At 36.9% G+C, this 19,897-nt stretch carries 30 protein-coding genes; 25 read left to right on the top strand and 5 right to left on the bottom strand.

What is annotated here, in order from left to right; genetic code table 11:
* The first annotated feature begins 157 nt into the window (after nucleotides 1–157).
* Nucleotides 158–940 (top strand): HipA family kinase, encoded by a 783-nt coding sequence (locus tag MNY27_RS08450; RefSeq protein ID WP_346392150.1) that lies wholly within the window; start codon nucleotides 158–160, stop codon nucleotides 938–940.
* A complete protein-coding gene (locus tag MNY27_RS08445) occupies nucleotides 937–1,683 on the top strand; it encodes a hypothetical protein (RefSeq protein ID WP_346392149.1) in 747 nt (248 codons plus the stop codon). Before MNY27_RS08450 ends, MNY27_RS08445 begins: the two co-directional genes overlap by 4 nt.
* 35 nt (nucleotides 1,684–1,718) lie before the next feature.
* Here the strand turns inward: MNY27_RS08445 and MNY27_RS08440 are convergent, their stop codons facing one another.
* The 5 genes from MNY27_RS08440 to MNY27_RS08420 form a co-directional block, all read right to left on the bottom strand.
* Nucleotides 1,719–2,108: a hypothetical protein gene (locus MNY27_RS08440; RefSeq protein ID WP_346392148.1), complete on the bottom strand. Its 390-nt coding sequence runs from the start codon at nucleotides 2,106–2,108 to the stop codon at nucleotides 1,719–1,721.
* The gene (locus MNY27_RS08435; protein ID WP_346392147.1) at nucleotides 2,105–2,440 is read right to left on the bottom strand and encodes a hypothetical protein; all 336 of its coding nucleotides are present in this window, start codon (nucleotides 2,438–2,440) and stop codon (nucleotides 2,105–2,107) included. The genes MNY27_RS08440 and MNY27_RS08435 overlap by 4 nt, the downstream gene beginning before the upstream one ends.
* Before the next feature lie 15 nt (nucleotides 2,441–2,455).
* Nucleotides 2,456–3,169 (bottom strand): TIGR04255 family protein, encoded by a 714-nt coding sequence (locus MNY27_RS08430; RefSeq protein WP_346392146.1) that lies wholly within the window; start codon nucleotides 3,167–3,169, stop codon nucleotides 2,456–2,458.
* 91 nt (nucleotides 3,170–3,260) lie between these two features.
* Nucleotides 3,261–3,692 (bottom strand): thermonuclease family protein, encoded by a 432-nt coding sequence (locus MNY27_RS08425; RefSeq protein ID WP_346392145.1) that lies wholly within the window; start codon nucleotides 3,690–3,692, stop codon nucleotides 3,261–3,263.
* Nucleotides 3,693–3,694: 2 nt separating this feature from the next.
* Complete coding sequence (locus MNY27_RS08420) at nucleotides 3,695–4,318, bottom strand: hypothetical protein (protein WP_346392144.1); 624 nt, start codon at nucleotides 4,316–4,318, stop codon at nucleotides 3,695–3,697.
* A 154-nt stretch (nucleotides 4,319–4,472) separates the two neighbouring features.
* On the opposite strand from MNY27_RS08420, the gene MNY27_RS08415 reads away from it, so the two are divergent.
* The 23 genes from MNY27_RS08415 to MNY27_RS08305 all read left to right on the top strand — a co-directional run bounded on the left by MNY27_RS08415 (nucleotide 4,473) and on the right by MNY27_RS08305 (nucleotide 19,896).
* A complete protein-coding gene (locus MNY27_RS08415; RefSeq protein ID WP_346392143.1) occupies nucleotides 4,473–4,982 on the top strand; it encodes a phage regulatory CII family protein in 510 nt (169 codons plus the stop codon).
* Nucleotides 4,983–4,985: 3 nt separating this feature from the next.
* Entirely contained in the window at nucleotides 4,986–5,264 is a 279-nt protein-coding gene (locus MNY27_RS08410; RefSeq protein ID WP_346392142.1) for a hypothetical protein, read from the top strand.
* Nucleotides 5,265–5,485: 221 nt separating this feature from the next.
* Nucleotides 5,486–5,617: a hypothetical protein gene (locus MNY27_RS08405; RefSeq protein ID WP_346392141.1), complete on the top strand. Its 132-nt coding sequence runs from the start codon at nucleotides 5,486–5,488 to the stop codon at nucleotides 5,615–5,617.
* Nucleotides 5,617–6,861, top strand: coding sequence for a DnaB-like helicase N-terminal domain-containing protein (locus MNY27_RS08400; RefSeq protein ID WP_346392140.1), 1,245 nt, complete (start codon nucleotides 5,617–5,619; stop codon nucleotides 6,859–6,861). Before MNY27_RS08405 ends, MNY27_RS08400 begins: the two co-directional genes overlap by 1 nt.
* Nucleotides 6,862–6,863: 2 nt before the next feature.
* Nucleotides 6,864–7,658, top strand: a complete 795-nt coding sequence (locus MNY27_RS08395; RefSeq protein ID WP_346392139.1) for a hypothetical protein — start codon at nucleotides 6,864–6,866, stop codon at nucleotides 7,656–7,658.
* Nucleotides 7,655–8,242, top strand: coding sequence for a hypothetical protein (locus MNY27_RS08390; RefSeq protein ID WP_346392138.1), 588 nt, complete (start codon nucleotides 7,655–7,657; stop codon nucleotides 8,240–8,242). Before MNY27_RS08395 ends, MNY27_RS08390 begins: the two co-directional genes overlap by 4 nt.
* A gap of 136 nt (nucleotides 8,243–8,378) precedes the next feature.
* Nucleotides 8,379–9,011, top strand: coding sequence for a hypothetical protein (locus MNY27_RS08385; protein ID WP_346392137.1), 633 nt, complete (start codon nucleotides 8,379–8,381; stop codon nucleotides 9,009–9,011).
* Nucleotides 8,989–10,836, top strand: coding sequence for a phage terminase large subunit family protein (locus MNY27_RS08380; protein WP_346392136.1), 1,848 nt, complete (start codon nucleotides 8,989–8,991; stop codon nucleotides 10,834–10,836). The genes MNY27_RS08385 and MNY27_RS08380 overlap by 23 nt, the downstream gene beginning before the upstream one ends.
* A complete protein-coding gene (locus MNY27_RS08375) occupies nucleotides 10,836–11,162 on the top strand; it encodes a hypothetical protein (RefSeq protein ID WP_346392135.1) in 327 nt (108 codons plus the stop codon). Before MNY27_RS08380 ends, MNY27_RS08375 begins: the two co-directional genes overlap by 1 nt.
* 124 nt (nucleotides 11,163–11,286) lie before the next feature.
* A complete protein-coding gene (locus tag MNY27_RS08370; protein WP_346392134.1) occupies nucleotides 11,287–11,520 on the top strand; it encodes a hypothetical protein in 234 nt (77 codons plus the stop codon).
* Nucleotides 11,520–13,079: a phage portal protein gene (locus MNY27_RS08365; protein ID WP_346392133.1), complete on the top strand. Its 1,560-nt coding sequence runs from the start codon at nucleotides 11,520–11,522 to the stop codon at nucleotides 13,077–13,079. The genes MNY27_RS08370 and MNY27_RS08365 overlap by 1 nt, the downstream gene beginning before the upstream one ends.
* Complete coding sequence (locus MNY27_RS08360; protein ID WP_346392132.1) at nucleotides 13,072–13,866, top strand: S49 family peptidase; 795 nt, start codon at nucleotides 13,072–13,074, stop codon at nucleotides 13,864–13,866. Before MNY27_RS08365 ends, MNY27_RS08360 begins: the two co-directional genes overlap by 8 nt.
* Before the next feature lie 14 nt (nucleotides 13,867–13,880).
* Nucleotides 13,881–14,390, top strand: a complete 510-nt coding sequence (locus MNY27_RS08355; protein ID WP_346392131.1) for a hypothetical protein — start codon at nucleotides 13,881–13,883, stop codon at nucleotides 14,388–14,390.
* Nucleotides 14,390–14,770, top strand: coding sequence for a head decoration protein (locus MNY27_RS08350; protein ID WP_346392130.1), 381 nt, complete (start codon nucleotides 14,390–14,392; stop codon nucleotides 14,768–14,770). The genes MNY27_RS08355 and MNY27_RS08350 overlap by 1 nt, the downstream gene beginning before the upstream one ends.
* A gap of 10 nt (nucleotides 14,771–14,780) precedes the next feature.
* Entirely contained in the window at nucleotides 14,781–15,812 is a 1,032-nt protein-coding gene (locus MNY27_RS08345; RefSeq protein WP_346392129.1) for a major capsid protein, read from the top strand.
* Nucleotide 15,813: 1 nt separating this feature from the next.
* Nucleotides 15,814–16,266, top strand: a complete 453-nt coding sequence (locus MNY27_RS08340; RefSeq protein ID WP_346392128.1) for a hypothetical protein — start codon at nucleotides 15,814–15,816, stop codon at nucleotides 16,264–16,266.
* Entirely contained in the window at nucleotides 16,266–16,580 is a 315-nt protein-coding gene (locus MNY27_RS08335; RefSeq protein ID WP_346392127.1) for a hypothetical protein, read from the top strand. Before MNY27_RS08340 ends, MNY27_RS08335 begins: the two co-directional genes overlap by 1 nt.
* Nucleotides 16,577–17,005, top strand: coding sequence for a hypothetical protein (locus tag MNY27_RS08330; RefSeq protein ID WP_346392126.1), 429 nt, complete (start codon nucleotides 16,577–16,579; stop codon nucleotides 17,003–17,005). Before MNY27_RS08335 ends, MNY27_RS08330 begins: the two co-directional genes overlap by 4 nt.
* Before the next feature lies 1 nt (nucleotide 17,006).
* Nucleotides 17,007–17,333 (top strand): phage holin family protein, encoded by a 327-nt coding sequence (locus MNY27_RS08325; RefSeq protein WP_346392125.1) that lies wholly within the window; start codon nucleotides 17,007–17,009, stop codon nucleotides 17,331–17,333.
* Nucleotides 17,330–17,893 (top strand): phage baseplate assembly protein V, encoded by a 564-nt coding sequence (locus MNY27_RS08320; RefSeq protein WP_346392124.1) that lies wholly within the window; start codon nucleotides 17,330–17,332, stop codon nucleotides 17,891–17,893. The genes MNY27_RS08325 and MNY27_RS08320 overlap by 4 nt, the downstream gene beginning before the upstream one ends.
* Nucleotides 17,890–18,201, top strand: a complete 312-nt coding sequence (locus tag MNY27_RS08315; RefSeq protein ID WP_346392123.1) for a GPW/gp25 family protein — start codon at nucleotides 17,890–17,892, stop codon at nucleotides 18,199–18,201. Before MNY27_RS08320 ends, MNY27_RS08315 begins: the two co-directional genes overlap by 4 nt.
* Nucleotides 18,188–19,291 (top strand): baseplate J/gp47 family protein, encoded by a 1,104-nt coding sequence (locus tag MNY27_RS08310; protein WP_346392122.1) that lies wholly within the window; start codon nucleotides 18,188–18,190, stop codon nucleotides 19,289–19,291. Before MNY27_RS08315 ends, MNY27_RS08310 begins: the two co-directional genes overlap by 14 nt.
* Nucleotides 19,288–19,896 (top strand): phage tail protein I, encoded by a 609-nt coding sequence (locus MNY27_RS08305; protein WP_346392121.1) that lies wholly within the window; start codon nucleotides 19,288–19,290, stop codon nucleotides 19,894–19,896. The genes MNY27_RS08310 and MNY27_RS08305 overlap by 4 nt, the downstream gene beginning before the upstream one ends.
* Nucleotide 19,897 lies beyond the last annotated feature (1 nt).

Here is a 19,897-nt window from a genome sequence, read left to right as displayed (position 1 = left end):
AAAAGTTTTTTTGGATCTAGTGCAATTTTAACTATATATGCGATGAATGAGAAGAAAAAAATCCCTTACAAAGATATAATTCGATTTAAAGATGATGCAAAGGCAAAATATATATATGATTCGTTTTGGAATCCAGATAGAATAAAAGAGTTTGAAAATGCTATGGATTAAAGAAGTTGTTAAAAGTGCAGATTTTGGTGGAACAGGACCTATATTTATTGTAGCTTCAGATAATAGAGAATATATTTTAAAGTTTAGAATGTCTGATGAAGGTATGGATATTCAAAACTTTAATGAGTACCTTGGGTATAAGATATCTCAAGAGTTCAACCTTGGGATATCTCCTCATGAAATAAAGATCATTAATATCGATGAACTAGGCTACAATGAAATACAAAAGGCATATGAAAAGGGGAAGGTGAGTGAAAACTCCCTTAAATATGCAACACAATCATTTGGTCCAAATATTGCTATTGAAAGATTGAAAAATGTACAAAAAACAACTTCAATAGAGAATAATACTTTTTTATCTAAGGTTCGTTTTTTAGATAATTTACTGATGAACAGAGATAGATATGTTGAAAATCCAAATATTTTAAAGGATATAAATAAAGAAAAGTATTATGCGATAGACTATGGACTATCGTTGTTAGAGTGTAGAATATATGAGGCACTAGAGGATGACTATATTGAAAAGTACTATATGTTACTACAGGAATGTGACATATTAAAAGACAGTAGATACTGTTTTAAAGGAAAAGAATTTTCTAAAAAATTTGATATTAATCTCTTTAGTGCTAAAATTTCAGATATTATTGATAGTATGCCAAAAGAATGGGAACCTATTCGACATAAAGTTTTCATTGTTGAATTATTGTCGGCAAGGTTAGCAAGAAAATTAAAGGAAGGGTGTAAGTGCCCGTTTGAATTGTTCAGATGAAAAGAAGTATTAAAAAATATAAAGTTATAAGATATTATCCTGACTTTTATATAGATGAATTTTTAAATATTGGTATAGTTATGTATGATGATATAGCACTGTCAATAAAACTGCTTTCTTCTGATGAGATAAAACATTTGAATTGTAGTTTTCTTTCAGACAAAAGAAGCATTGAAAATACTATTTCATACCTTCATACTGAATTTTCAAAACTTCAAAGCAAACAGGATTTTGATAATCTTTCAAGGCACCTATACTATGATAATTTTGCTTATAGCGAGGAAAAGAGTTTTGTAAGCGAAGAATCTTTGAGTGTGGAATTAGAACTTATTTATTACAGATATATTGGTAAAAAGCTTGAAAAAGAAAAATATGTAGCAAAAAAAGATGTTACAAAGACAGAGGTTATTCAGCTTATAAATGAACGATATTTGGGAAAATTATCTTATGAAGATGATGAGTACTTTGATTTGATTATCATACCTAAAAGAGGTAAGCCTCGTCCTACTTTGATAGGCAGCTTACTAAATGATGCAGATACTTCTAATGCTTTTAAAGCATATATAAATCGTCCATTTCAAAATACACTTTTTGGGTATATGAACAAAGAAGATGAAATTTTACAACATAAACAAAAAGCAGATCATGTAAGAGCAACATTGCATGATCAGATGAAAATGACACTTGTTGATTTTTCTACTCAGCAGAGTATCGTGCGTTCATTGGAGAAAGTCTGCGTTTAACATTCTTTACTTTGGATAAATATATTCTCAGCATCTTATGGCTTTATACAATCTTCCTCTAAAGATAATATATACTTTACAATAGCATTCACTCTTTCTAAGTGAACAATAGTATTTTTTACTTTTAAAGGCTTTGGAAATGGATGTGTTTTGTAATCAGCCTGTACTCTTAAGTTTTTCAGACTCAGTAAATCATCTTTGATATTATCATTGACAGAATTTATTATATTTTCGTGTGTTGATTTATCTGTACTTAATAGTGTAATATTATCTTTACAATGCAATAAAACACTATAGTATGATCTACTAACAAAATCTCTTCTGATTATCTCCTCATCACATGGTATAGAAGATTTATTTATAGGTTTTAGTAATTCCCAGTAATAATCACATAGAGGTTTGTAGTAATTACCTTTAAAACTCAAACAAGCTCCAGAATGATCTTTTTATCATAGAGCCCTAATTTTTGTTTAATAGACTTCTCTGTTTGCAGTAATAAAGAGTAGTCTTCTATCTCTTCTTTGAGTTCTATTGTGTATATTTTATAATCAACCCCAGAATCTGAAAATGATGAGATATTGATATCTTCTATTGTGTATCCAGCGTCTACAATCTCTTTGCTTATCAATGTTTTTATGCTCATTGTTGGATGAGGAGTCTCAACAATGTATTCTGTTTTGTGCGGTGTATCTTGAGTGTAGTAAACGGCACTTGGTGTTGTTGGATATAAAAACGAGTCTGGTGCTTGCATGTACATAAAAAACTCCTAATATTATTGTTTTAGATTTTGGTCGTTTGCAAAATCATCATTTAGTATATTGAAAAATGTTTCTTTTGCTACTTCATGCACTTGTTCTAATGCTTCCTCATAATCTAACGCATCAAGAATATGTACATCTGTATCTATAACAGATCCATTCTGTTGTGTATCTATCTCGGTTTTAACTGTAACATTGTTGACAATTTGCAATCTTACTTTTGTGTTATATTTACATGAAAATTCAGTAACATAGTTTTTTCTTTCTTCTTTAAAAAAACCATCACATAAATCATGAGGATTATCGACATTTATTGATATATTATTAAATATATTTGTATTTTGAAAAAAATCAATATATCGGATAGAAACTGTGCTTTTTCCCCACTGTGATGTAAGATTTTCAAACTTTACAAAGTTTTCAGTAATCATTTTTTTAAATCTATCCCATCCAGGGTAGAATCCATTTATCGAAAATGATAACATGAAAGGTGATACATTTATAGTTAAAGTATCGCTAGTAAATTTATAGTACGGTACATATTTTAGTTTTGGGTCACTCTCTCTAATTGCAAGAGGTAATTCCATAACTTGCTCTTTTGTGTATGAAAAATTTTCAAGTACTGTTTTAACAGTAAAAAAAACATCTTCAATCTCTAACTTGTTCTCAAATTTAAATTGGACAACTGCCTCTAAAATAGATGTTTTGTCTGTTGTGTTTTTATTCATAATACGAATTGTACCTAAAATACACTTATATGTTGTTTATAGATTATAAACAACTTCATTGTAAGATAAAGCATATTCTATTCCAGTTGTATCATTTACACCAATCTATTTTTTTCCCACCATCATATCTTACTGCAACTTTATTTTGTAGTAGTATTTCTGATAATAATTTACCGTCAACATAAACATCTGCAACAATTCTAAAGTATTTTCCCCGCTTTATATTTTTAAGTTCTATAGTCTTTGCATTTCTTAGTAATCTTACTGTGATTTTTTTGGCGGTTCTTGCAAGATTCTTTTCTTTAATGCATTGTGCTCTTAGCTCAGGAGTATCAATACCATTTACTCTTACAGGGATTCTATAGCCTATGATTTTCGGATAGTCTTTGATATTTACTCGAAATGTATCACCATCATAAATACTTGTAACTTTTGAAACTATTACATCTTCAAATTTACTATCTTTAAGTGATTGAGCATGCAGATTTAATAATAAAATAAGAGTAGCATATAAAAATTTCATGGCTATAAGAATTTAATAAAATGTTCTTCTGTAATTATCTTAATGCCTGTATTTTTTACATCTCTTAATTCAACAGCTTTTTCAATCTTTCTACCATAAGAAGAGTGTATCCATTCAGCATTACCTAGTATACCAATAACAAGGTAATCTGTCCCAAGCGTTGGCTTTTTCACTGTTGATCCATAGTAACTATGAATTATTTTTTCACATTTCGCTCTGCTGCCTATCGTAAAAGCACCGGTTAGGCAAAATGTCGATCCCTCTATACATACATCTGGGAGAGGATCACAAAGTGGCAGTACTGAACTCATACTATCAACTTGTTCGCTTATAGGTTTTTCTCCTGTAAAGCTTTTTAAGAGTTCTTTTAATTCTTCTGCTTCCTGGCTATCAAGGATGTTATCTGAGAGCATTGTTTTTAATCTGTCATAAATTGTGTTGAGTGGGTATTGATCAAGTTCTTCATCATTAAAATGTTTTTCAATCCATGTTTGTAAAAATTCTGCCTCAGATTGATTGACATCATCATCTGCAATAAGTCCTCTACTTATACCGATGAACTCATCAATATTTCTATCCATAATCTCATTGATTCTGTATTTTGTTTTTAGTTCTTCAATTTCCATAATTTTTCCTATTATTGACTAATTTAAACAATAATGACTTGACATATTGATATAAATATGTCTATAATTCTATACCAACATATTTAGAGATGCAGCAGTTGGTACTCCTTAATGGTGTGCTGCATCATCTCTAAGTATCACTAAAGGAGATACAATGGCACTGCCAAAAACACCACTTTTTTACAAACTTATCGCTCAAGCGATAGACTCATTTGGCGAGAGACATCATGTCACAGCTCGTTCTTACTTTGCACCTCTGCTTGGATACAAAGGTGATAATGCAGCAATTATGCTCTCAACTGCACTCAATTATACCACATATAACCCAGCATCACCAAAACCATTGAATATAGATCATCTGTATGTGTTACTAAATGAACTTGGAGAAGATAGAAACATTATAATTGATGGACTTCTTAAAGAGTTTGATTTAGTCGCAATACCAAAACAAAAAGTAAAAGCAGATGTAGCAGACATAAATTTACTTGTAGATGTTGCAAATATGGAAAATTCTGATGTGTTCCGTGTGGTTAAAAAGGCTATGTCTGATGGAACCATCGATGAAGAGGAGAGAGCGGAAATACTCAAAGAGATTGAAGAGGCTCAAAAAGCAAATGCGAGGCTTAAAGATCTCGTATTACATTTAGCAACAAATAAGGAGTAGGTTATGGCAGGGATAACATTTAGAAGAGGTTCAACACCGTATACACTTCATACTCATTTTAGTGAGGGTAAATCATTAACTTATGATGAAGCTTACGAAATTGGAATTAGACATTTAACACAAAGAGTAGCTGACTTAAAAAAGAAGTTTGAAGATGCTGGTGTTGCTAGTCCACTGATGGTTATAGATGAATCAAATCAAAGAGGTGGAAATCATGCAAGATATTTTTATGCTGGTAGTGGATGCCACTTAGAAAATAAGCCAGGTGTAAGAAGATATTAAAAGGATCTACCTTTTAAATTTGTTAGCAAATTTAAGAGGTGGATAGATGGCTAAAGTTTGGCGACTCTCCATCTACCCTTAACTAATGTCGCACTAAAAAGTACAAACATTGGAATTGTACCATAAGTGCTAATAGTACCTTTTGTAATGCCAGTCGTACTGCACTTCCTATTACAGGGCTGGCAGGCATTACAAAGGCTTAATTTGTAATAGGAAAACAAATGAAAAATAAAATAGCACTTATGATAAATAGACTTATCATGTCACTACCTTTTTTAGGAAGTGACTTTAAGTTTTGGTACTACGCAAAAACGAAACGATTTTTAAAAGCAAATGGGTTTAAAGGTCTGTAATGGAGTTTTATAACCTCGCTTTTGAGCAGACAGTACTTAGCTCAGCAATCAATGCTTTCACTCCGGATGAGAGCGACACAATACTTTCACAACTCAAAGCAGATCTTTTTTATCTGCCAGCACATCAAAATATCTACAACGCAATCAATACACTCCAAATTGCAAACAAACCAATGGATGAAGAGTTCATAAAAACAACGCTTGAAGATGCAAAGCTTTGGGATGAGAATGTAATGCTCGCTGTATTGATGCAAAACCCTGTAAGCAATATTGAACCATATGTTCAGCAACTTAAAGATCTCTCACGTAAGCGAATACTTCACGCAATTGCTAACAAAATAAAGAATTCACTCATAGAAGAGAATTCAACTGCTGATACAGTCCAGGCGATGATAGAGTTAGAGTTGCAAAATCTTGAGACAAGCAGCGGCATCGGATCACCGATAACTATGACACAAGCCATATACGATTATGACCATATGAAAGAACCGCCAAAAATACAAACAGGTATACAAAAATTTGATGCCATGTTGTGTGGTGGTATAGAGCCTGCACAGCTTGTACATCTAGGTGGTGAAAAAAATGTCGGTAAGACAACTCTTCTAAAACAAGTACTTTATAATACATCTAGTGGATTTGACAGTTTGTTTTTTAGTTTTGAGATGCCTGCTTGGAAAATGGCTAAATATACTAAAAAAATGAATGGACCAGCCAATCTGGATAGGTATAGAATAATAGACACTCAAATGATGAAGAGTCGAGATGTTATGGATGTTGTACGAATGATTAAAACGATGCATCGTAAACATGGTATACGATTTGTACTTATAGATTCCAAGATGAAACTCACTCATAAAACTTTTAAAGGTAATAGTGATAGTGACCGTAAAGGTGATATAGATGCAATTTTAAATGGTGTTGTACAGGAAACAGGCATAGTTCTTATGATGATAGTGCAATTAAGCAAAGAAGATATAAAAAATGGCTCTATGAGTAGTTATGGATCAGGGCTTAGCGACTATGAAGCTGATATGCAAATAATGATGTATCACTCTAATGACAATGATAACTCAGTAGAACTTAAAGTATCTAAAAATAGACAGGAAGTAAAGCACGAACCGATAAAGCTATGGTTTGATGAAGATGAGTTGAAATTTACTGATATAAGAGTTGTTGAAACATCATATACGACTATACCTAATTATGATGTTGGTGGAGAGAAAATTGAAGTGACTGTGATATGAGAATGAATTATAAGACATATCCAACTGATTATATACAAGAATTAAATACATCAAGAGGTGCTAAAGGTCGTAAGAAATCTCGTGCTTTTATGGAATATTGGAATGATATGGAGTTTGGCGAACATAATTCTTATGGTTTTTATGCGAAAAGTTGGGAAGTTTCAAAAAGCACTGCTCATGTATGGATAGATGAATTTATGAATGAAATAGAACTGTTTTTAAGCCATTGGGATATTAGAAATAAACAACACTATAAACATGCAAAAAATCAATCCGAACGGTTACCGAACAAAACGAACGGCTATAAACACCAAAATATAGGGGTTTTTAAAGAAGCACAAGAACGCCAACCGAACGAAGCTCTTAATTTAAATAATAACAATAATACTCACTGGGCTTTCGATAAAGATTTTAATGACCTTTATTTTATCTATGGAGTTAATACTAAATATAAAGGAAAAAAAGAAGAAGCATTTGAAGAGTTTAAACAGATTGATATAGATATTAACTTGCTTAAACTTGCCTCTATGAAATATCTACATGATCCAGATACTGAAGGTAAGAGATATAATCTTACCAACTTCCTTAAAAATCAAACTTATTTATCATACATGCCAAAAGTATTAAAAGTGAAAATAAATAATAAATGGATTATAGGTAATTATGATGATAAAAATATGATGTTTATTTCTGATGATAAATCATTTATAGGTAGTTTATCTGCAAATAGATTAATTGAGCTGTATCAAAATAAAGAGTTGGAATTTATAGACCCAACTCAAAGAAGAGTATTATGACAGTTGATATTAATCTTGAAGGATCAGACAAACTTCTTGCAGCGTTAAGACCTGATCTACATCAAAAGGCTGTTAGAAAAACAATTAATGATTTAATGACAAGAAGTTCTAATGCAGCCAAAAGAAAAGTGAGAGAACGATACAACATCAAAGCTAAGCAACTCAATAGATACATCAAGGTGAGAAAAGCAAGCGGTAATAACTTAGAAGCAAAATTAAGTGCAATAAGTAGAGATGCTTCACTTTTTCACTTTATTAGCAAAAGCAGCATAAGCAGCTCAATCACTGCAAAAAAAAGAAGAGGGCGACGACCTGTAAAAATCAAAGTACTTAAGCAAGGCGGAACACACGCACTTAGACATGCCTTTGTAATGATTGGTAAGAGCGGAAACATTGGTATATTTGAAAGAGTTGTTGGTGTTAAGAGCAGCACAGGTAAAGATAAAATCAGAAGACTTAACACAACTGGACCAGCAAAGATGTTTGATAAAGCAGGAGTACCTGAGATGCAGAAGTATGTCGATGAAAATACAGGCAGAATCTTCAAGCAGAACTTCAACTACTACATAGGGAAAGTAAAATGAAGTGGGTCCTTCTAAATAGATATACCTCTACGGGGCTATGCACTTGCAGAAACCGCGTAGTTTGTGGGTTTTTTTGTTGGTTGACAAAATCAACTTTGTCCCAGTTGACACTAATTACAAGGGGTTTTATATGTTAATGAGTCAAAGTAAATTTGCAGCTAAAATGGGTGTAAAGCGACAATATATAAACAAGCTTGTCCATAAGGGAATTATCCCTTCATATGATGGTAAAAGAGTTGATGATATTGAAGCAGAGCGTTTGATGAAAGAGTTTCAAGACCCACACAGAGATAATCAACGAGATCTAAATAAACAAAAAAGAAAAAATAATGATCTCTTTGAGGCATCAAATAGTTATGAGTCTATTGCTGATATGAGCGAAGATGAAAAACAGCTAATGCTGCAAAAACAGAGAGAAAAACTTGATGAACTTCAAGCTGAGGCCGAAGAGCTTGGTGTTGGAAAAGAGAATATTGATGATCTTGAAAAAATGGATATGAAGTCGTTAAATAAGGCTATTTTACAACAAGAACTTCGCATTAAACGCGCAAAGGCAGATGAGAGTGAAAAGAAGTCTGTTCCTGTTGATTATATTCAAGAAAAAGCTTTTGAAGCTGCACGGCTAACACGAGATGGTCTTCTTGGTATTCCATCAAGATTGTCAGCAAGACTTGCTGCTGAAAATGATCCTCATGCGTGCAGAGTTATGATGGAAACAGAAATAATAAAACAATTAGATAATTTAAGTGAGATGTTTAGTGAGCTCTAACCCTATATATTCATCTTTTGCTTTAGGATTTGCACCTGATCCGTATCTTACTATAGACCAATGGGCAGATAAGTATAGACAACTTCCAAAAGGTGCGAGTGCTGAGGCAGGGCAGTATAGTTGCGATAGAATGCCATATGTGCGTGAGATTATGCAAGAATTAAGTCCACAGAGTCCTACACAGCAGGTGAAAGTCATTAAAGCGACACAAGTAGGTTGCACTGAAATAGCCAATAATGTTGTTCTTTACTATATGGATGTTGTTCCAACATCACAGCTGATGATTATGCCAACTGAAAGCCTTGCTAAAGATCATAGTAACAGAAAACTAACTCCGTCTATAAGAGCAATGCCTTATTTGGCAAAGAAAATTAGTGGTGGTAAATCAAAAGATGATATTGGTGGAATGTTTGAAAAAGTTTATCCAGGAGGAATGCTAAAAATCGCATGGGCCGGCTCGCCTGCTAACTTCAGATCACTCTCTTGTCGTGTTGTTGTGCTTGATGATGTTGATGGTTTTAAAAACGATATTGATGGTGAGGGGGACCCGTTAGACCTTGGTAAAAAGAGAACAGACTCGTTTGGGATACTACGAAAAATATATATAAACTCAACACCAACAGAAGAGGGAACTTCAAACATTGAAGCAGAGTTTGAAGCAAGCGATCAGAGACATTACTATATGCCTTGTCCTTACTGTGAAGAGATGATTACTTTTGAAAAAGATGGATTTGTTTTTGATTATGATAAAAACAGCTATGAGCTTATTGGCGATGTTCAGTACAGCTGTACTGAGTGCGGTAGTTTGATAGATGAGTTTCATAAGAGCAAGATGATGGCGCAAGGAAAATGGATGCCACACAATAAAGGACACATACACAGAGGGTATAGAATACCGTCTTACTACTCTCCACTTGGTTTTTTGACATGGAATGAAATCTTTAGAGAGTTTTTAGAGGCAAAGGCCTTAATGAACAAAGGTGATGTCCGTAAAATGAAAACATGGGTAAATACTCGTGATGCAAAGGTATGGGCAGATGAGGTAACAACTGTAAATGTAGATGACCTTCCAGGAAGAAAAGAGGACTATGGCTGTGAAGTTCCAAATGAAGTGCTTGTCTTGTCTGCCGGAGTTGATACTCAAAATGACAGATTTGAAGTTGAAGTAGTCGGCTATGGGAAATATATGGAGACATGGAGCATTGACTATCATATCATCCAAGGTGATCCAAACAACCCAGAGACAAGAGATGCTCTTGCTGCGTATCTAAACAAAACTTTTGAGTGCTGTGACGGATCAAAAATGAAGATATACGCAAAAGGGGTAGATACAGGTGGGCACAGAACAAAAGCTGCGTATGCGTTTTGTAAGCCACGATTTGCACAGAGAGTTTTTGCACTCAAAGGATCAAACGTAATATCTGCTCCGTTTATAAACAAAAGAGCAAACAAGCAAAACTCAGGAAAAGTCAATCTTTTTATGGTCGGTGTAAATACAGGGAAAGATGAAGTCTATGCAAATCTTGAAATAACAGAGCCTGGACCAAATTATATGCACTTTCCAAACAAAGAAGTTTACTCAGATGAGTACTTCAAACAACTTACCTCTGAAACAAGAGACAAAAAAACAGGAAAATGGATAAAAAAACGCCATAGAAATGAGGCAATAGATTGTAGAAACTATGCAAATGCAGCACTTGCATTGGCTGGAATCGATGAAGATATACTCAACAGAGGAAAAAGGTTTGGTGTTGTTTCATCTTATGGATCAAATGGAAAAACAAAAACTGCAAGAAGAAGAATCATATCAAGAGGGAGAAGATAATGGGTAATTTAATGACAAAGAGTGAATTTAGTAAACAAATAGGCGTTTCACCATCGTTTGTGACAAGACACATCAAGCTTGGTACTATCAAAGAGCATGATGGTAAGATAGACTTTGAAGAAGCAGTTAAATCTTTGCTGCGTGAGTCTATTCATGGAAAGAAGAATGGGACAACACGCATAAAACTACCTGACTCAACTGTATCTATAGATACAATTATAGCTGTAGAGACATTTTCTGATGAGAAAAACATATCTTTTGGAAAAGCTTTAGAACTGCTACTTCTTGAGAGCAATACTTTTAATACAAAGCTAGATATTCTTTAATTATAAAGTAAATAATTGAAATATTTTTATTGTCTCACTCTTAAATTTTTGCATTACTCAGTCTTTTTGCAAAAATGATTTTTTGAAATAATTAGGCCATATATAAAAATATAAGGCATTAATTTTGGCAAAAACTCTTCTTGAACAGCTTGAATCGGTACAAAATGCCATTGAAGCTGTATTGTCATCACAAAGCTATAAACTAAACGGGAGAGAGATGACTCGTGCTGACCTTGATATGCTACAGGCAAGAGAGGATAGACTCGAATCAAAAATAAGACGCTATGGCCCAAACTACAAAATAGATGAAAACACAAAGGCAAGAAGAGGCCCTGTGTTTAAAAAGGCAGTTTGGTAATGAAAAAACTGCGAGTATCTGCAAATATCATCGATAAAGCCATAATGGCCATTAGTCCTGAGCGTGGACTCAAGCGTATGCAGTCAAAAATGAAGTATCAGGCTTTGGCAAATGGTGGTTATATCGGCGCAGATACAAATCGTCGCTCTATGCGTTCTGCAAATGCTGTTGCAGGATCTCCTGATAAAGATGATCTCTCATCTTTAGAAAATCTCCGTGCAATTTCAAGAGATATGTACAGAAATGCACCTTTGGTTCGCGGTGCTGTTGATACTATGCGCTTTAACATCGTTGGCTCAGGACTCACACTACAAGCACAGGTAGATTATGAGTTTCTTGGGTTATCTGAAGAAGAGGCACAAAAATTTGAAAGAGATGCAGAGCATATCTTTCGTTTTTGGGCTGAGAGCGAAAATGCAGATGTTGAACTTACTTCCAACTTCTACGAACTTCAAACCATCGCACTTATAGGAACACTCGTGAGTGGTGATGTGTTTGTAGGACTTCCTTATATAAAAAGAGAGAACTCACCATACTCTTTGAGTGTGCAACTTCTTGAGGCTGACAGATGCTGCAATCCTGACAACAAAATGGACGATGAACATTTAGCCGGTGGTGTTGAAGTTGATGCTTTTGGTGCTCCTAAATTTTACCACTTCACGAAGTTTCACCCAGGCGGCAACCAGTTTACAAACGAATGGAGAAAAATACCTGTCTTTGGAGAGAGTGGAAGAAGAAACATCTTACATGTATTTGAAAAAGTAAGACCAAATCAGAAGAGAGGCGTTCCTGTACTTGCTCCTATCATAGAGCCATTGAAACAATTCACAGACTACACGCATGCAGAGCTTACAGCAGCTGTTGTGAGCGGTCTTTTTACTGTCTTTATAGAGACAGAGAGTGGAGACCTTCCTCCTGGAATGGAAGAAGAAGGCAGCGCAAGTGAGATTAACGAAGAGATGCAACTTGAAGCAGGTGCAATCATAGGGCTTGCAGAGGGAGAAAAAATAACTACAGCAAACCCAAACAGGCCAAACACTGCGTTCGATGGTTTTACATCATCTGTTCTTAAGCAGATAGGTGCAGCACTCAACATTCCGTATGAAGTACTTATGAAACACTTTAGCTCTTCATACTCTGCATCTCGTGCGGCACTTCTTGAAGCGTGGAAGATGTTTAGAACACGAAGAGTCTGGTTTGCTCAAAAATTCACGCAACCTATATACGAAGCTGTACTTACTGAGGCAGTTTTGCTTGGGCACTTGAGTGCCCCTGGGTTCTTAGAAGATCCGATGATGAGAAAAGCATACTGCCGTGCTTCATGGAATGGTCCATCGCAAGGGCAACTTAATCCGGTTCAAGAGACTAAAGCTGCACTTATGCGTGTTGAAGAGGGTTTTAGTACAAGAACGAAAGAAGCATCTGAGATGAACGGTACAGATTTTGACCAAAACATCAAACGAGCAAAAAGTGAGACTCTAAAGATGCGTGAGTCAGGTTTGAGTGATTTAAAAATTAGCGTGAGTGAGAGAATAACAACAAAGGAAGATGATGAGTAGAATCATGAAAACACTCTCGAACCAGCCGTGGATGATGATGCCAGACAGACTTGAGACAATGGCACAGATAGCAAAACGCGAACACGATGTGGAAGCTTTAGCTGCTCGCTTAGGAACGCCTCTTGATAATACACGCAGTGTTGAGATGAGAGGAAGCATAGCTGTCGTACCTGTTACGGGTGGTATCTACAGATATGCAAATATGTTTACAGAGATATGCGGTGACACATCCACAGAGATGCTCGCACGAGACATTACAGCAGCAGTTGAGAACCCTGCTGTGAGTCACATTGTGCTTAATGTTGACTCTCCGGGTGGTCAAGCATCTGGTATCTCTGAGCTGGCATCACTTATAAAACAAGCCGGAGAGATTAAACCGGTTGTTGGCTATGTTGACGACTTGGCAGCAAGTGCAGGCTACTGGATAGTAAGTGCATGTAATCATATAGCGGCATCAAAGACAGCTATGGTCGGAAGTATCGGTGCTGTTTATACATTTAGCATCATCGATGACGGCAGCGAGAAGATAGAGATCGTTTCGTCTGTAAGTCCGAAAAAACGCCCGGATATCCAAACAGAGTCTGGACGCAATCAGATTCAGGCATGGGCTGACAAGCTGGGTGAGATATTTGTTGAAGATGTAGCAAACAACAGAGGTGTCACGACTGAGTATGTTTTAGACAACTTCGGTAAAGGTGACTTGCTTATAGGCCATGACGCTTTTAATGCTGGAATGGTTGATGAGATAACAACTTTTGAAAATCTCATAAGAGATATTCAATCTTAAACAAGGAGAAAAATATGGCTATGTATAAAGATACAGAGATTACAGCTAGCTTCATTGCGGAAAAGTTTCCAAATGTTGCAGCGGAGATCATTGCAGGAGCTGATACGCAAACAATTTCAGCTGCTTTTGTTCACGAGAACTACCCTGAAGTTGCAGCAGAACTGCAAGCAGAAGGTGCAAGTTCTTCAACTGTTGATGTTGATGCAGTAGCAACTGCTGAGAGAGAAAGAATACTCGCTATTCAAGCTTTGGCACAACCAGGGTATGAGAGTGTTATTAGTGCTGCGGTTGCAGATGCGACAATGACAGCAGATAGTGTGAAAATCAAACTGTTTGATGCAATGAACGAAAAAAGAGAAGCTTCTCACTCTGCACACAAAGCAGACGGAGAGTCACTAGGAAAAAGTTTAGCTGAGCTAAATGGTGCTACATCTGAAGGTGATGAGAAGAGTTCTCAAACAGATGAGCAACAAGCAGCTGCGAAGATGGAAGCAGCAGGTAAAAAAATTAGAGGAGAAAAATAATGGCAACAGAAAAATATATTCCGGACAATTTAATTGCCGGGTCAACGCAGACAGTTACTGATGTAGTAACAGTTGGACAAAGTACGACATTAACTCGCGGTGCTGTACTTGGAAAAGTGACAGAAACAGGAAAGTTTGTTTTATCTGCAACACTACAAGCTGATGGAACAACTGCTGTAAGTGACGGTAGTGAAGTTCCATATGCAATTCTTGCAGAGGATTGTGACGCAACTGGTGGCGATGTAACAAATGTAGCAGTTTACATCAAAGGTGAGTTCAATGAAAATGTATTGAACTTTGGTAATGGGCATGATGCTTCTACGGTAAAAGAATCGCTTCGCGATGCCGGCATCTATATTAAATCAGCTGTAAAAGCTTAAGGAGTAAAGTATGGCAATTAGTATTTTTGAAACTCGTTCAATGGCAGCAGCAATGCGCCAGGAAAAAAAATCAGGTCGTTTTCTTTTAGACCTTCTTTTCTCTCGTGTTGAAACACATGACAGCGAGACTGTTGATATCGACATTGTTAAAGGCAAACGCCGTATGGCACCTTTTCAGACACCTCGCGTTGAAGGAAAGCTCGTTGAAAAACTTGGTTTTACAACAAATAGCTACAAACCTGCTTATGTAAAGCCTAAAAAGGTTTTAGAGGCCGCTGACATTGTTGAAAATCGTAGTGCAGGACAAAATGTCTATGCTATGCAGACACCGCAAGAGAGAGCAGTTATGAAACTTGCAGAGGAACTCAATGAGCTTGAAGATATGATCTCTCGTCGTGAAGAGTGGATGTGTGCACAACAGCTTGTAAATGGTTATGTTGATGTTGTTGGTGATGGTGTTAACTATCGTATTGACCTAAATATGAATGCAAATCACAAGGTTGTTCTTGCTGGAGCTGACATATGGACAGATTCAGCAGCTACTCCAAATAAAGATTTGGCAACATGGGCTCGTCTAATAAGTAAAGATGCAGGTGTTTCAGCGAATACTCTTATTGGAAACAGCTTGACTATCGGTACATATTTAGAGCATCCAACGGTAAAAGACTCGCTCAATACTCGTCGCATTGATCTTGGTCTTATTAAGCCTGAGGATCTAGGTGATGGCGTATCTTACTTTGGTCAGATTGCTGTTGATGGAAAAGTTCTTGATGTTTACAGTTATGATGAGTGGTATGTTGATGCTGATGGAAATGAACAAAGCATGCTTCCTGACGGGCAGATTGTTCTTACTTCAACAAAAGCAGATTTCCGTCGTCATTATGGTGCTATTAAAGATAAAAAAGCAGGTTATGTAGCTATGCCTCGTTTTCCTAAGACATGGGAACAAGAAGACCCATCTATGGAGTTTTTAATGGTTCAGTCAGCTCCACTACCTGCTGCGCATCAGATTGATGCGATTGTAACTGCAAAGGTTTTCTAAGATGAAAGCAATTAAAACAGAGATCGCAATCAAGTGCGGCGGAAAGCATTTTAAAGCAGAGGAAACTCTGCTTGTTGGAAAAGGCAAAGATATTTCTCTTAAAGATGCAAAGTATTTGGTTGGAGCTGACGCTGCAATCGAAGTAGTGGCTCCCGCGAAAAATGAAGATACTATAAGCATTGAAGAGATGCTTGAAGTTGAGGATCTCTTTACTTTGAACGTTTCGCAGCTTAAGGCTATCTGCAAACATCTCGGGTTAACTCCCTACTCTGGAAAAAAAGAGTCTGAACTCATTGAGATGATTGAGTCACATAGAAATAGCGATGTTTTTGATATTGACGTCATGGATGAAGATGAGCTCCGTACTCTTGCAGAAGAGGAAGGCATCAGTATTCCTGAAAATGCAGATATTGAGATGATTCGTCAGATTATTGATGAGGCATTAGGCGAATAATGAGCTTTAAAGACCAGTTGAATCAAGACTTAGATGTTTTCTTTAACGATGCAGAGTTTACAGATACGGCACTCCTTGAGAATGGAGCTGTTGTATCTGTTTATTTCGATGAAAAAGATGATGTTGTTTTTGATACTGGTCTTGATAGTGATGTTTCTGCATCAGTGCCTAGCATCACATGCAAGGCAGATGATGTGAAGAGTGTGAATCATGGTGATGTAGTTGTAGTTAATACACAAACTTACTATGTCATCGATATGGATCCACCACAAAGTGGTGTTAGAAAACTGTATTTAAGTGAGGATAGACCGTGAACCGTCGTCAAGAGATTGTAGACATTTTAAAGTTAAGACTTCAAAATATCTCAAAAGCAAATGGTTATGAAAATGATATTGTGAAAGTTGACGAATGGGTGATGTCCAAACTTCAGGACAAAGATATGCCTTGTCTTGTTTTGCGAGATACTGGAAGCAGTGTTGACAATAGCGTAAGTGGAACTTCAAGCAACAGACTTCAAATAGAAGTAGATGTACTTGTGAGCGATAAAGAGACAACTATGCGCACCCTTCGCTCTATTATGAGTGATGTTCTTAAAGCTTTCGGTAATGAAAGTGAAGATTTTTATGAGCATAGAACATTTGATGGTGATGAAGTACTTGTAGAACACCAGGACAAGCTCTATGGTGGTACTCGTATGAAATTTACGGTGGTTTATGATGCTGCACAATGGGAGATGTAAGATGCCACACAGGGATCCTCAAAATTACAGTTTTTTAACATATGCATGGGTTTTTGCTATGGCTATGCTTGGTGGTGTTGCACATAATGTAAAAAAACTCAAAGATGGGACATTGGCTAGGTTTAGTTTTTCAGAGTTGCTCGGTGACTTAATAATATCTGGATTTTTAGGGGTGGTTACATTTTTTCTTTGTGAGTATGCTGACCTTGACAGGATGCTTACTGCAGCACTCATTGGAATGAGTGCGCATCAGGGTACTCGTGGAATCTACTTTATAGAAGAGCTTATAGCTCGTCGTTTAAAAATAGAGACAAAGGACCTCAAATGAGTGCAGAACTCATTCGCAGACTAAACAATGTTGTATCGCTTGGAACTATCACTGAGAGTAAGAGCTCTGATGGATTGGCACTCGCGCGTGTGAAGATTGGTGAGCGAGTTACAGACTTCTTACCAATGCTGCAACAATCAAGCAGCTTCAAAAGATGTGCAACACCAATCCGTGCAGGTGAACAGGTTGTTGTGCTTTTTCCTCAAGGTGAGGGAGATTTTGGGATTATTCTTGGTTCACTCTTTAATAAAGGTGCCAAAGAGCCTGCTGGGTACTCTGAGGCGAAAGAGGTGTGTGAATTTGAAGATGGAACAGTCATCTCTTATGATAGCAATGCTAAAAAATTGACAGTCAATGTAGCAGCTAATGTTGAAGTCGTTGCACAAACTGTAAACATTACAGCCACAACTACACATACAGGTGATGTGAGTGTTGCCGGCAACTTGTCTGTTGATGGAAGTATCTCATCTACCGGTGATATTAGCACAGATGCAAATGTCAATGATGTAAAAGGAAGTCTTACAAACTTCTCTACAACTGATGGAGCATCACGAGCATGATAACGCAAGAGATAAGCACTGAGGAGTCAATCGCTAGAATCTTATCTACCCCATTGGTTCAGAGAGTAAACAGACCGTCATACGGATCAAAACTCTTTGAGCTTATTGACAAGCCGGTGACAGATGAGTGGTTGCTTTTAGCATCAGACTACACTTACGGGGCGATTGAGAACAATGAAGAGCGCGTGGTGGTGAAAAATGTAAGTATCTCTACCGGTGATGAAGTACTTATAAATATTGAGTACTTGGAAAACGACACACTTAAAAATGTGAGTGTGGATTTAGGAGGCATAAATGCAACTGCTTGATTTACCTGCACCGGAAGTTGTAGAGGTATTTGACTTTGAAAGTATAAAAGCACGCAAACTTGCTCGTGTCATAGAGATCGCAAAGTCCAAAGGGATTGAGTATGTTCCAAGTGCGAGTGATGATCTTATGACGATGATAGAGGCAGACTCTTATGAAGAGCAGCTTCTTCGTGCGCGTATAAACAATGCAGTCAAAGCTGGACTTTTAGCGTACGCCAAAGGAAGTGACCTTGATCATCTTGGTGCTACTCGTTATGGAGTGCTACGACTTGAAGGTGCAAAGCCGTATGCAAACTTTACTTTTACGCTCTCAGTTGCACTCGCTTACGATGTAACTCTCAAAAAAGGTTTAGAGCTCAGTGATACAAAAGATGCAATTGGAGTACTCCTTGATGATGTTGTCATCGCAGCAGGAGATACAACAGGTGTCGGCGTTGTTGAACTCCAAGAGTTTGTGGAATCAAGCACTCTAAAAACTGAAACGATTGTCACACCACTTCCGTTTGTAGCAACGGCAAAACAGGATGAAAATTATCACGACGGTGCGAATGTCGAAGATGATGAGAGATACCGTGAGCGTATCTGGCTCTCAAGAGAGAGAAAATCTACTGCAGGATCAAAACTGATGTACGAGTACTTCACAAAGAGCGCAGATGTTCGTATCGTAGATATTGCCATTATTGACGACGTGCAAGGTGTTGTTAAAGTCTATCTCTTAAGCAGTGACGGTGCAGCAGACCAGGTGATGGTTGAGCGAGTAAATGCAGTGCTCTCATCACAGAGCGTGCGACCACTCACCGATAGCGTGCAAGTGAGTTCTGCAACAGTTATCGATGCGACAATTGCTGCTGATATTGTGCTTTACGATATGACTTATGAGCAAAATGTGCGTGATCTTATTCAAAGTCGCATAGATGCAAATACATTGATATTTGGCAAAGAACTTACACTACCTAAGATATATGGACTGCTTGAGAGTGAAATGGTCAAAGATATCACACTTAGCGCACCTACGGCGACGATAGCGTGTCAAGCAAATGAAGTGATCCGCGTATCAACGCTTACACTTAATTTTAGCGGAGCTGTATGATGAGTTTGTTACCTGCGTACATGAGTGAGCTTTGGAGATGTTACGAGCAGATGAGTCGTGAAGATTTGCAAAGTTTTGATATTGGGCTTGTGAGTGTTGAGCCAGAGAGTTGTCACAGCTCTGTATTGCCATTTTTGGCATGGGAATGTGATGCTGACATCTCTGGACTTGACGACAGGGCTGCAAGGGCAGTGATCCGAGCTGCGTTTGATGCTATGCAATATTCTGGAACTGCAAAGGCACTCATCTCAAATGTTGAAGCACTGAGTGAGAGTGTAAAAGTTTATGAGTGGTTCGAATATGGCGGAGATGCTTACAACTTTAGAGTTGAGATAGATTCATCACAAAACGGTTTAAGTTCTGAACTTATCACAAAACTTGAAAATACGGCACGCAAACAAAAGAATGTTCGCTCAAATTTAGAAAGCATCAAGATAAGTATGCGCTCAACAGGAGAGATGAACAATCTTACAGCAGTAACGAGTGGTGAAAGTGCGGTTGTGTATCCGTATTTTCCTGATCCAATTGAAGTGAGTGCAGCACAAGTTATGGGTGCAGCATATCACGATGTCGACACAACTATAATTTATCCACAAGGAGCATAAG

This window comes from Sulfurimonas sp. NWX79 (assembly GCF_039667035.1).
GTDB classification, from domain to species: Bacteria; Campylobacterota; Campylobacteria; order Campylobacterales; family Sulfurimonadaceae; genus Sulfurimonas; species Sulfurimonas indica.
This window is presented reverse-complemented; position numbering and strand designations above follow the sequence as displayed.